Genomic DNA, 12647 nt, shown 5'->3' with positions numbered 1-12647 from the left:
ATCTAAACATTTGGGCTTTTTTATTTAAGATTAATAAATATATAATTAATGATCCGTAAGGAAACGAACCATGGCTTATCAAGCTAATATTCCGGTTCGTGTCTTCATGAACTAAGGCCTCGGTTCGTGTCTCCACGTACCGAAACAAACTTCTTAACTAAAAATATTAATTGTAAAACCGACAGTTAAAATATTTGAAAAACCTATATTTAAGGACTAATCAAATGCCCATGAAACTGCGATTTTTTGTTTTTTTTCTCATCTTTTTGTGCCTTGGCGAATGTTATGCCAGCAAAATAATCCCTCAAGTCATCATCAACTTTGGCGTTAACAAAAAAGTTATTTATGATTTAAATATCGGCACCTATTCGATTGTTCAAGGGAAAAAGGAGATTTTAACCAATGCATTTACTTCTTTTAAAAATCATGGCATTTTTATCAGTTCGAAAGAATATGCGCAACGGGTTTATAAAAAAATTCCGGTTTCAGATGAATTTGGTAAAGGCATTAAGCACATAATTTCGATGGAGAAAAAAGGTCTCCCAACCATGAAACTTACGTTTTGTACCCATCCAAAGTCTGAAGTAATAATGTTGCAATTAGAGATTGTCGGTCAAAATTTGGAAAGTAATTATTTAGTTCCGATGGATGCAAGATTAATAAATAATGGTTTAGAGCAAGACCCAAGAACATTATTCGTACCATTCGATAACGATACCTTTATTAAATACAATGCAAAAAAGTTAACCAATGGTGTAGAAAATATTTCTTCGGAAGTTAGTGCCGTTTACGATGATGCATCAAGAGCGGGAATAATAGCGGGTTCCATTGAACACAAAATATGGAAGTCTGCAGTAGAAATAACACAGAAGAAGGATAAAAGACGATTAAAAATCTGGTCTGGATATACCTCAAAAGAGGTTACCAGAGATCAAATTGAACACGCCTCCTTAACTGGAAATAGCATTAAATCTTCAAAAATGTTTTTTGGCTTATTTGCAGACTGGCGAACAGGTTTAGAAACTTATGCAAAAGCAAACCGTTTGGCCGAGCCTCCAATTGTATTTAAATGGAGAGAAGGAACACCTGTTGGCTGGAACAGCTGGGGTGTTTTACAGGGAAAAATCAATTATGAAAATACCACCAAAGTGGTTGATTTCTTTGCCGATAGTCTTAAAAATTTTCGTAATGAAGGCATAGCTTATATCGATTTAGATTCTTTTTGGGATAATATGATTAAAGGCGGTTATGAGGGAGATTATACCCAACTGAAAGCCTTTACCGATTATTGCAGACGAAAAGGCTTAAAGCCCGGTGCATATTGGGCGCCATTTACCGATTGGGGATCTGGATCGGGGCCAAACCGAAGGGCGGAAGGTTCTAAATATACCTTTGGAGAAATGTGGACTAAAGTAGGCAAAGGTTACCATGATTTTGATGGTGCTCGAGCATTGGATCCAACACATCCCGGCACAAGGAAAAGAATTGATTTGGTAATCAAAAAGCTTAAAGAAATGGGTTTTAAAATGATTAAAATCGATTTCTTAGGGCATGCCGCTGTCGAATCAACCTCCTTCTACGATCCAAAAGTGAAAACCGGCATGCAGGCCTATGCCTCGGGAATGGAATATCTGCTTAAGCAACTTAATGGCGAAATGCTGGTTTATGCAGCAATTTCACCGAATTTGGCTTCAGGACGTTATGTACATATGAGAAGAATTGCCTGTGATGCATGGAAAACGATTAAGGATACTCAATACACGCTTAATAGCGTTAATTATGGTTGGTGGCAAACCTATCTTTACGATTATATCGATGCCGATCACGTAGTTTTTGCAAAGGAAAGTTTTGGCGAAAATAAGGCAAGGTTGCTTTCAGCAGTAATTACCGGATCGCTCATTCTTGGAGATGATTTCTCTATGAATGGACCATGGAACGGCACAGCCAAAAAGTTATTTAGCAACCCAGAATTTTTAAGGATTGTGAAGAATGGAAAAGCTTTTCGCCCTGTTGATGGTAATACCGAAGATAAAACGAACAATCTCTTCATCCGGAAAATTGAATCGTATTATTATCTTGCTGTATTTAATTTTTCAAAAAAGGATTTTGATTTAAGTTTGGATTTTAAACGACTGGATATTCCGTTAGGAAAATACCAAGCAACTGAAGTATTTGATCAGAAAAAAATCGATTTTAATATGGATACGAAAATTCATCTTGATGGTGAAAATGCTGGTTTGTATAAAATTGGTCCGGTTAAATAACCTAAAATTTATCTTTCATACCCAACATTCCTAGCAGGCCACCGGTGTGTATAGCCAATATTTTATCATTCGAGCCAATTACACCTTGTTTTTGAAGATCGATTATCGAATAAAACATTTTTGCGGTATACACGGGGTCAATCAATAATCCTGTTTTAGCGGTAAATAATTTTATAAATTCGATTAATTCAGAAGTTGTTTTGGCGTAGCCACCAAAATGATAATCGAGATGAAGATGTAAATGTTTTGAAAGTGGTGTATATCTTTCAATTTCATCGCGTATAAAAGAACCACCTTTTAAAACAGGAATAATGTGAAGTTTTGTTTTAAGATTTTGATTTTGAATGCCTTTTAATAATCCAGCTGCTGTTGTTCCGGTACCTGCGGCACAGAAAATATGATCGTAATGCTCAGGAAGTTCGTCAATTATTTCCGCACAACCAATCGTTGCTTCTAAAGAAGCGCCGCCTTCATCTATAAAGAAGGCTTGATCATCATCTCCAAAATATTTCTCGAATAGATGTTTTTTGTTTTTATAACTTTCTCGATCGATAAAAATAAGTTTCATCCCAAAAAGACTACAGAGCATTAACATTTCATTTTTTACAGGTTCACCACGAACAAATGCGGTAGATTTTAATCCACAACGAGATGCAGCAGCTGCGGTTGAAACCAGGTGGTTTGAATATGCGCCACCAAAAGTTATTAAATGAGATTTGTGCTCTTTTTGGGCACTTAAAAGAATGTATTTAAGCTTGCGCCACTTATTCCCAGAAATATATGGATCAATTAAATCATCTCGCTTAACAAATAAGTTGTTAAACGGGTTTAATTCTAATTTCTGTACAGGACTGTATATTTTTTCAAACACGTGTAAAAATAAAAAACACCTGATGATTTCAAGTGTTTTTTAGGCGTTTTTAAGATTATAACTACTTAAAGTATATTTTCCGTACTAAATATGGAAAAAAATTAAGTACAATCCTGACATTTGAAGTAAAATTTTTCATGGTATTATTATTAGGTACGATCAATTGTACAAATAACACGCCAAATATATTTTTTGTTCTATTTTTCTTAAAAATTAACACTAAATTAATATAAAGAATTATTGTCCAATTCCTAAACCAATCCCTGCGTTTAGCATACTGTATTTAGCAGCAGTGTAAGAACCATAAAATTTAAAGAAACCAAATTTAAGTTGAAAGCCTAAGCTAGCTCTAACCCCGTCAATGTCGGTTTGTTTTACAGAAATCGGATCAACATAAGTAACGGAAGTGTTGTTTCCAGTATCGAATTTATACGTGCCTAAAGCTTTCAAATTCGTTTTGGAAGTTTGGTAACCAATGCTTGCGAAAGGAGTAAAGAAAAGGATTTTTTTAGATACGATGGCATCAAAATTTACACCATTAAATTTCGCATCAATATGCTGGTCGGAATTTGCCGTATTGTTAACATTTAATGGCAAAGTATATTTATACTGTGTAAAACCACCTGCAAGAGCAATATCAATTGGAATTAATTTTTCTGTTTTGCCCATTATCAATGGTAACAATTCTATTTTAGCTCCAACTCCAATCATCGATAAGCTTCCCAAATCGTTACTTATTTTAATTTTCGGCATTGCCCTTAATGTAATATCTATATTTTTTGGCAAGCCCAAGGTGGCCTGAATCTGTGCTGATGGAACCACATGAAAACCTACACCCTGAGGAAGATTAAAAAATGTGGTAGTCGGCAGTCCACTACTGGTGTAAACCTGCATTCTTCCACCTTCTTGATCATTACCAAAGGCTGTTGGACCTATCGATGAGGCACCTGGTGCCGGCTTAATATTGTTAAGTCCAAGTGCATTAACATCATAAGTTCTGGCAGATTGAGGCACAAATGCACCACTGATCGAAACTCTAACGTCGAACTTTAATAAGCCTTTTGATTTGGCTGTATTTGTCCAGCCATCACTTAAACCAACGCCCAATCCTTTATAAAGCGGATCGAAATATGCATTTATCAATTTTGTGGCATCAGCAGGACCGGAAACAAATAAGCCACCAACGTCTTGCTGGGCATTTGCCTTATCAAAGTTAACAATCAGAATTAGAGCGATAAAAGCCCCCAGGAAGTAACGTTTTCTCATGAGATATTTTTTTAGGATGATTTACTATATCACATAAAGATAGACTGTTTTTATTAAACTAAAATCATTCCAAAAATCTTGCTCTTAAAAGTTTATTTTTGCAGCATGGAAAATTCGGTAGAATTGCAGGAGTCAGAAGATCAAGAGTTATATGAACATTTAAAAGTTATCGTAGATAAAGGACAATCTTTACTTCGAATTGATAAGTTTTTAATGGTGCGGGTAGAAAATGCTTCAAGAAACCGCATTCAAAATGCCATTGATGCTGGCAACGTTTTGGTTAATCAAAAGCAGATTAAAGCAAGCTACAAAGTTAAACCCTTTGATGAGATTTCAATCGTTTTACCTCATCCGCCCCGCGATACCGAAGTTTATCCAGAAGATATTCCAATAGAAATTATCTATGAAGACAATGATCTTCTGTTGGTAAATAAAGCGGCAGGAATGGTTGTTCACCCGGGTTTTAATAATTATACCGGTACTTTGGTTAATGCTTTGGCCTTCCATTTTGAACAATTGCCCCAACTGCCTGGAAATGATGGTAGACCTGGTTTGGTACATCGAATTGATAAAGATACTTCTGGTTTATTGTTGATCAGCAAGAACGAAAAATCGATTACACATTTAGCCAGACAGTTTTTTGATCATAGCATTACCCGAAAATATATCGCTATGGTTTGGGGCGATATCGAAAACGATGGAACGGTGACAGGTTATATCGGCAGAAGCCTGAAAGATAGAAGGGTAATGGATATTTACGATACCGAAGATAAGGGCAAATGGTCGGTTACGCATTATACAGTTTTAGAACGCTTGGGTTATGTAACGCTTATTAGCTGTGAGCTGGAAACGGGGCGTACGCACCAAATTAGAGCACATATGCAACATATTGGGCATCCATTATTTAATGATGCAATGTATGGAGGCGATAAGATTTTAAAAGGAACTACGTTTAATAAATACAAGCAGTTTGTAGATAATTGCTTTGAATTATTGCCTAGGCAGGCATTGCACGCTCAGTCTTTGGGTTTTATTCATCCAACAACGAAAGAATATATGCACTTTGAATCACCACTACCTCCAGATTTTAAAGCAGCGCTTACCAAATGGAGAAATTATATTGCTACATCATAAAATATGTCTCAACAGTACCTCTTGTTTAATGATGAATTTCATTTAGTTGACGCTCCAATATTAACAGCTTCGAACCGGGGTTTTAAGTTTGGTGATGGCCTTTTTGAAAGCATGCGAATGATAAACGGCAAGCTTCAGTTTGCAGATTTACACGCCGATAGATTAGTAGCGGGAATGAAGGCCTTGAAAATTGAAGGTCATGCTTTAATGGATGATTATTTTTTGCGTCAAAAAACTGCTGATTTAGCCAAACGAAATAAATGGAATGGAAACGTTCGTTTTCGGTTGTCTGTTTATCGAGAAGGATCTGGTGTATACACTCCAGAAATTAATAAGGCAGGTTATGTTTTAGAGGGCATTTCTTTAAAAAGCAATCAGTACGATTTAAATAGTAAGGGATTGATTATTGATGTTTTCGATGAAATGACCAAATCGGTAAACAAAGTTTCCAATTTTAAAACGGCTAATGCCTTGCTATATGTTATGGCAGGTATTTTTAAAAGCACCAATCGGTTGGATGAAGCGATTATCTTAAATCAACACGGTTTTCTTTGCGAAAGCATTAGTGCTAATGTATTTGTGGTATATGATAAGAAAATTTATACGCCAGCATTAACTGAAGGTTGTGTTGGTGGGGTAATGCGTACAGCAGTAATGCAACTCGCTAAAACAAACGATATTCCTGTAATAGAAGCACAGATTAATCCAGAAATATTAAAAGAGGCTGACGAGGTTTTTATTACAAATGCTTCCCAGGGAATTCAATGGGTTATGGGCTATGGCAGAAAGCGCTACTTTAACGAGATTTCGAAGTTTTTAACGGAAAAGTTGAATAATTTATAAAAATAGTGCGTGTTCAATTTTATCAAACCAAAAGTGAATTGTTAAAGCCTTGGTTAGAAGGCTATTATTTATTATTTAAAGATAAAATCGAAGCTGATGTAGAATACCTAACCTTTCCCAATAACTTTGTAAATCTATCTATTAGTAATCAGGTTAATGTTGCTTTTAATGATATTGAGGCCGTAATCACAGAAGATCGATCAAAAAGTATTTCTTCCACATTGGTTGCTGATTATAAAAAACCAATCAAAGTACAGTACATTGGTAAAGTAGCAGAAATTACCTTTCACTTTAAGCCTTTAGGCTTAAATGCTTTTTTGCCCAATCCAATTTCGCATTATAAAGATTCATTGAATGCTTTTTATCCCTTTGCCGATTTTAGCTCAAGCATGTTAACCATTTTAAACGAAAGTTGCATAGATATCAAAATTGATCAGATTGAAAAATATTGGCTTACAAAATTATCCGGTTTTCAGCATCCCTTCATGATCGATCTTATTGATGATATTTTGATCCCAAATCGAGAGGTCTCTATTCATGAGCTTGCATTAAAATATAACACAAGCAGACAAAATATCTTTAAATTGTTTAAAAATTTGTTGGGAAAAAGTCCCTCAGATTTCCTTAAAATCCATCGGTTTAGAGAAACTTTATCCAATAGAATAGCTTCTCTAAAAAACGAGGGAAATCTCACTTCTTTAAGCTACGAATCGCTTTTTTACGATCAATCTCATATGATCAGAGAATTTAAGGCACTAACAGGCTTATCTCCCAAAATATTCTTTGAAAAAATTCGGCTTAAAAAAGGAGCAGGTAATTGGCTTTTTGTTTAGTGGTTTACAATTATACAATTTCAGCATTTTCTTGTTAACTAGTTTTGTAATCGTTTTTAATTTAAATCGAACAACAGAATGAAATTTTGCCTTCTTACAGTTTTCATATTTTTAAGTTTTTGTATCAATCTACAAGCACAGATGACAACCAATGACGTGATTTTGGTAAAAGAAATTAATGTGAAAAAATATATAGGATGGGCTTATGAAATTACCGCAGAAATAAGAAGTTCTACCCATAACGATTTTGGAAACGCAAATTTTTCGGCATTACAAATTGGCAAAAGCGATTGGGATTTTATCGAGACAACGCGTAAGAACCTGCCAAAATCAAAGAATAATGGAGTTTGGGAAAAACGTACAATGTCTGGAGTTATTGATAAAAACGCAAGCAAAATCTGGCTGTATCTACTTACTTATGGAAATGGAGATTTTTACTTCGATAACATTAAAATGAGGGTTAAGGATAGAGATGGAAATTGGATAGATATAGTTGTAGATAACGGAGACTTCGAAAAATCAACAGATAAGAATCCGCTCAAGGGATTAAGAAATGCCGAGTCCTTAACCAATAAAAAAGGTGTCAGCACAAGCCTTTTTATTGATCAAAATCCCGAATACAAACAATCACTTCATGTTCATTCTGAAGGCGCTGAACAAGACAAAAGGATTTTTTATGGGAATAATTTAAGCACTGGTAAATATTTAAAAATTAATGGAATAAAGCTTTATTATGAAGTTTATGGAACAGGTGAACCACTTTTGCTTCTTCATGGAAATGGAGGATCAATCAATAGTTTTTCAAAGCAAATTCCCGATTTTGCCCAAAAGTATAAGGTAATTGCAGTTGATACCAGAGGACAGGGAAGAAGCAAAGATCCCATTTCAAAAGACCTTTCCTATGATTTGTTTGCAGAAGATATTAAAGACCTATTAGATTCGCTCCAGTTAAAAAATGTAAACGTTCTGGGTTGGAGCGATGGTGGAAATACCGGATTAATCTTGGCGAGTAAATATCCGGAATATGTTAAGAACCTTATTGTAATGGGCGCAAATCTCAATCCTTCTGATCTAGCCGTTAAGAAAAAGACATTAGAAAAAACAGAAAAAGATATTAAAAAATTAATGGCCGAAAATAAGGAAAGTAATATTCCGATTATTAGACTTTTAGAAATGGTGTTAAAAGAACCGAATATTAACCCTGAGACTTTAAGCAACATAAAAGCAAAAACTTTGGTTTTAGCTGGAGAGAATGATGAAATATTGGAAAACCATACTCGCCTTATCGCCAAGCGTATTCCAAATTCAAATTTGTACATTTTTAAGGGAGAAACACATTTTGTCGTAACCGAAAATCCAGCGCTCTTTAATAAAACCGTGCTCGATTTTTTGCAAAAATAGTGTAACTCTCCATCTCAATTCAGTTAGTTGTAGCATCTCAATGTTTTGTTGCCCCATGGTCGTGTCTCCGCGAACCATATAATCGATACCTTCATTATTTAACCAATCAGGCTTACAACCTCATTCCTCTTAAGAAATCCTCAATCGACATTCGTTTTTTACCCTCGTACTGAATATCCAAAAGTTTAATAAATCCATCTTTGGTGGCAAATTTTAAGAAGGTTTTTCCATCAGTTAAAAAACCACCATATGCAATTCCGGGTTCTTTTGCTTCTAGTTCAGCCTTGAAAACTTTAAGTGTTTTATCATTTAAAAGAGTATAGGCAGTTGGGTACGGACTTAAACCCCTAATTAAATTATAAACTTGTTGTGCCGAATTGTTCCAATCAATTTTGCAGTCTTCCTTAAATATTTTTGGTGCATGTTTTAGAACATCACTTTGTGGCTGAGGCTGCTCGGTAAAGTTTCCTTCTGCAATAGCCGAAACGGTTTTCACCAAAAGTTTGGCGCCAACATCCATCAGTTTATCATGTAAATCGCCAGCAGTTTCATCATCGGCAATGGCAACGCTATCACTTAAAATAATATCGCCAGTATCAATTTCGTGGGTTAAGAAAAATGTAGTTACGCCACTTTCCTTTTCTCCATTTATAATGGCATGGTTAATCGGTGCGGCACCACGATATTGAGGCAACAATGAACCATGAAGATTTATTGTGCCCTTTGATGGCATTGCCCAAACCACTTCTGGCAACATCCTAAAAGCAACAACAACCTGTAAATCGGCTTGAAATGATTTAAGTTCTTCAATAAATGCCGGATTTTTTAATTTTTCTGGTTGTAGAACTGGGATGCCCTTTTCTACAGCATATTTTTTAACAGCACTTTCGCTAAGTTTTTGACCACGGCCGGCAGGCTTATCGGGTGCCGTAACCACTGCAACAACATCGAAATCAGCTTGAATTAAAGCATCTAAAGAAGCAACGGCGAAATCGGGCGTACCCATAAAAACTATTTTCATACAATAGATGTTGTGTTTCTAAAATAACGAGATTGAGGACATTATGTTTTGCAAAATAACTAAAATTAAATCATCCTAATAGGTTAAAAAATGGTACAAGGTAAAGAAGTTGTTAAGGCAAGTGGGCTGGTTTATGTAACGGATACCATGCCAGGGATTTATAGGAAAGGCAAACCTGGAAAATTCCATTATGAGGATAAGGATGGAAATAAAATTACAGAAGAAAAACATCTCGATAGAATAAAATCGTTGGTTATTCCGCCAGCCTGGCAACAGGTATGGATTGCCAATAAACCAAATGCCTATCTTCAGGTTACAGGTATTGATGCAGCAGGGCGGAAACAATATAAATATCATCCAAAATGGACCAGTCGCAGGTCTGACGACAAATATTTTCGCTTATTAGAATTTGGAAAAGCTTTACCAGAAGCCAGAAAAAAATTAGAAAAGGATTTAAAGCGTAAAGATTTAGATGAAAGAAAGGTTTTGGCAATCTCAGTTGATGTGCTTCAGAAAACCCTGATTCGGGTTGGTAATGAAAGTTATAAACAACTTTATGGATCTTTCGGATTAACTACACTTCGCGATAAGCACGTTAAAATTAATGGCAGTAAAATCAGTATGGATTTTATTGGAAAAAAAGGTGTTAAACAAAGTTTAGAACTTAATGACAGAACTTTAGCCAAACTTGTTAAAAAATGCAGGGATATTCCTGGCCAGGAGCTTTTTCAGTTTTATACTAATGGGAAAGAACATAAGGGAATCGACTCTGGCAAAATAAATAATTACATAAAAGAAATAACCGGAAACGACTTTACAGCAAAAGATTTTAGAACCTGGGGCGGAACTCTAGAAGCACTTCGGCAATTCGCAAAATGCAGTGTTGATGAAAATCTTCAGCTAAATTCAAAAAAAACCATAGTTAATGTTCTGGATTGCGTTGCAAAAAAACTCGGTAATACCAGAGCTGTTTGTAAAAGCTCTTATGTATATCCGCTTCTGCTCACCGCTTACGAAAATGATGAACTAGAAAAATATATGAAAAAGATGAACAACAAAAAAACTGTGGGCAAACTAGGATTAGAACACGATGAGAAAGTTTTATTGTCATTTTTGAAAACTACAAATAAGTAAAAAAATTATATTTGCTTTTTGTCCTTAATATGCAAATTGATCTCAACGACAACGCAGCGCTTTTTAACAGTTTAATAGAAGAATCTCCAATGCCAATCTCTCTATATGTAGGAGAGAACATGGTAATTAAAATTGCAAACAAAGCCATTTTAAATGCTTGGGGTAAAGATGCATCGGTAATTGGAAAAGAACTCAGCCAAGCGTTGCCAGAATTGGAAGGCCAGCCTTTTTTGCAAATTCTAAAAAATGTTTTTCAAACCGGCGTCGCCTATGAAGCTAAGGAAGATAAGGTTGAACTGATAAATGATGGAGTACTAAAAACATTTTATTTTGATTTTACATACAAGCCTTTAAGAGACCTTAACGGAAATATCTGCGCAATTCTAAATAATGCAACCAACGTTACTGAGCTGGTTAATGCCAGATTCAAGATAAAAGAAAGCGAAGAATTATTTAAAAAAATGATTCTAGATGCACCAGTTGCAATTGGCATATTAAGAGGGAAGGATTTTATAATTGAGCAGGCAAATGCAGATTTACTAAAAGTTTGGGGCAAGACATCACAGGTAATTGGTTTAAAGTTAATTGATGGGTTGCCAGAAATTATTGATCAACCATTCCCAGACCTGCTTAAAGAGGTTTACGAAACAGGTAAGCCACACTATGGTTATGAAACACTCGCAACTTTAGAAAGAAACGGTGTGTTAAAGGATTGTTTCTTCAACTTTGTATATGATCCAATACGAGATGCCAATAATAAAGTTACTGGAATTATGGTTGTGGCTAATGAAATTACCGGCCAGGTAACTGCCAGAAATGAGGTTGCCAAAAGCGAAGAGCGGTTTAGAAATCTATTATTGGATGCGCCAATGGCTACTGGGCTCTACGAAGGAGAAGATATTATCATAAGTTTAGCTAATGATGAATTGCTGAAGTTTTGGGGTAAAGATAAAAACGTAATCGGTAAACCCATGCTTAAAGCAATTCCCGAACTTGAGGGTCAGCCTTTTATTGGTCTTTTAAAAGATGTTTACAGAACAGGGATTCCCTATCATGCAGATCAACAGGCAGCAGATTTAGTTGTTGATGGGAAACTGCAAACTTTTTGGTTCAATTTTACTTACAAGCCTTTATTTAATGCAGAAGGAGAAGTTTACGCCATTCTTCACGCAGCTATGGATGTAACAAAACAAGTTCAGTTACAAAAGCAAAAAGACGAATTTTTGGGTATTGCAAGTCACGAGTTAAAAACACCGGTTACCAGTATTAAAGCTTACGCCCAGGTTCTTGAGCGGATAATCCGTAGCGAAGGCGACGAAAAAAAGGCGAGCATGGTGAGCAAGATGGACCTTCAGTTAAACCGATTAACCAGTTTAATTGGCGATTTACTGGATGTTACAAAAATCCAGTCGGGTAAAATGACATTCAATCCTGTTAAATTTGATTTCGATTTAACAATTGCTGATTTAGTTGAAGATATTCAGCACACCACCTCAAAGCATACTATTGATATTGATTTACAATCCAACGCAATTGTGTTTGCCGATAAGGAACGAATAGGTCAGGTAATTATTAATTTACTGTCTAACGCCATAAAATATTCAACAGATGCAAATAGGATCGATGTTAAAAGTTATGTTCAGGATTCTGAAATTATTTTTAACGTTCGGGATTATGGAATAGGAATTTCAAAAGAATCACAACGTCTTGTTTTCGATCAGTTTTATAGAGTGGGCGGATCAATGCAACATACTTACCCAGGACTTGGTTTAGGACTCTATATTTCTGCAGAGATTATAAAAAATGAAGGAGGGAGAATTTGGGTTGAAAGTGAAGAAGGAAAAGGCGCTACTTTTTACTTTGCATTAAAAATGTAAAAA

Annotated in this window: 10 protein-coding genes; 7 read left to right on the top strand and 3 right to left on the bottom strand. The window is 35.5% G+C overall.

Annotated elements, in window-relative coordinates; all coding sequences use genetic code 11:
- The first annotated feature begins 230 nt into the window (after positions 1 to 230).
- The gene (locus DF947_RS20385) at positions 231 to 2264 is read left to right on the top strand and encodes an alpha-amylase family protein (RefSeq protein WP_205940828.1); all 2034 of its coding nucleotides are present in this window, start codon (positions 231 to 233) and stop codon (positions 2262 to 2264) included.
- Between the two features lies 1 nt (position 2265).
- Here DF947_RS20385 and DF947_RS20380 read toward each other — a convergent pair whose 3' ends face one another.
- Entirely contained in the window at positions 2266 to 3135 is an 870-nt protein-coding gene (locus DF947_RS20380) for a 1-aminocyclopropane-1-carboxylate deaminase/D-cysteine desulfhydrase (protein ID WP_109932455.1), read from the bottom strand.
- A gap of 237 nt (positions 3136 to 3372) precedes the next feature.
- Positions 3373 to 4401, bottom strand: a complete 1029-nt coding sequence (locus DF947_RS20375) for a DUF6588 family protein (protein ID WP_109932453.1) — start codon at positions 4399 to 4401, stop codon at positions 3373 to 3375.
- A 105-nt stretch (positions 4402 to 4506) separates the two neighbouring features.
- On the opposite strand from DF947_RS20375, the gene DF947_RS20370 reads away from it, so the two are divergent.
- The 4 genes from DF947_RS20370 (at position 4507) to DF947_RS20355 (ending at position 8612) form a co-directional block, all read left to right on the top strand.
- Positions 4507 to 5535: an RluA family pseudouridine synthase gene (locus tag DF947_RS20370; protein WP_109932451.1), complete on the top strand. Its 1029-nt coding sequence runs from the start codon at positions 4507 to 4509 to the stop codon at positions 5533 to 5535.
- 3 nt (positions 5536 to 5538) lie between these two features.
- The gene (locus DF947_RS20365; RefSeq protein WP_109932449.1) at positions 5539 to 6378 is read left to right on the top strand and encodes an aminotransferase class IV; all 840 of its coding nucleotides are present in this window, start codon (positions 5539 to 5541) and stop codon (positions 6376 to 6378) included.
- Positions 6379 to 6383: 5 nt separating this feature from the next.
- Positions 6384 to 7211 carry a helix-turn-helix domain-containing protein gene (locus tag DF947_RS20360; RefSeq protein WP_109932447.1) on the top strand — a complete coding sequence of 276 codons (828 nt, stop codon included), beginning with the start codon at positions 6384 to 6386 and terminating at the stop codon, positions 7209 to 7211.
- Between the two features lie 141 nt (positions 7212 to 7352).
- A complete protein-coding gene (locus DF947_RS20355) occupies positions 7353 to 8612 on the top strand; it encodes an alpha/beta fold hydrolase (protein WP_158526306.1) in 1260 nt (419 codons plus the stop codon).
- 112 nt (positions 8613 to 8724) lie between these two features.
- On the opposite strand, the gene fmt is transcribed toward DF947_RS20355, so the two are convergent.
- Positions 8725 to 9633, bottom strand: coding sequence for a methionyl-tRNA formyltransferase (gene fmt, locus DF947_RS20350; protein ID WP_109932443.1), 909 nt, complete (start codon positions 9631 to 9633; stop codon positions 8725 to 8727).
- A gap of 90 nt (positions 9634 to 9723) precedes the next feature.
- Between fmt and DF947_RS20345 the strand changes: the two genes are divergently transcribed.
- Together DF947_RS20345 and DF947_RS20340 are read left to right on the top strand one after the other, a co-directional pair.
- The gene (locus tag DF947_RS20345; protein ID WP_109932441.1) at positions 9724 to 10767 is read left to right on the top strand and encodes a DNA topoisomerase IB; all 1044 of its coding nucleotides are present in this window, start codon (positions 9724 to 9726) and stop codon (positions 10765 to 10767) included.
- A gap of 29 nt (positions 10768 to 10796) precedes the next feature.
- Positions 10797 to 12644, top strand: coding sequence for a PAS domain-containing sensor histidine kinase (locus tag DF947_RS20340; RefSeq protein WP_109932439.1), 1848 nt, complete (start codon positions 10797 to 10799; stop codon positions 12642 to 12644).
- Positions 12645 to 12647: the final 3 nt, after the last annotated feature.

Origin of the sequence: Pedobacter paludis, from assembly GCF_003173575.1 — a bacterium.
GTDB classification, from domain to species: domain Bacteria; phylum Bacteroidota; class Bacteroidia; order Sphingobacteriales; family Sphingobacteriaceae; genus Pedobacter; species Pedobacter paludis.
This window is presented reverse-complemented; position numbering and strand designations above follow the sequence as displayed.

Coding starts and splice junctions, on each gene's coding strand:
- DF947_RS20385 (WP_205940828.1), top strand. CDS start 231: ATGAAACTGCGATTTTTTGTTTTTTTTCTCATCTTTTTGTGCCTTGGC.
- DF947_RS20375 (WP_109932453.1), bottom strand. CDS start 4,401: ATGAGAAAACGTTACTTCCTGGGGGCTTTTATCGCTCTAATTCTGATT.
- DF947_RS20370 (WP_109932451.1), top strand. CDS start 4,507: ATGGAAAATTCGGTAGAATTGCAGGAGTCAGAAGATCAAGAGTTATAT.
- DF947_RS20365 (WP_109932449.1), top strand. CDS start 5,539: ATGTCTCAACAGTACCTCTTGTTTAATGATGAATTTCATTTAGTTGAC.
- DF947_RS20355 (WP_158526306.1), top strand. CDS start 7,353: ATGACAACCAATGACGTGATTTTGGTAAAAGAAATTAATGTGAAAAAA.
- fmt (WP_109932443.1), bottom strand. CDS start 9,633: ATGAAAATAGTTTTTATGGGTACGCCCGATTTCGCCGTTGCTTCTTTA.
- DF947_RS20345 (WP_109932441.1), top strand. CDS start 9,724: ATGGTACAAGGTAAAGAAGTTGTTAAGGCAAGTGGGCTGGTTTATGTA.
- DF947_RS20340 (WP_109932439.1), top strand. CDS start 10,797: ATGCAAATTGATCTCAACGACAACGCAGCGCTTTTTAACAGTTTAATA.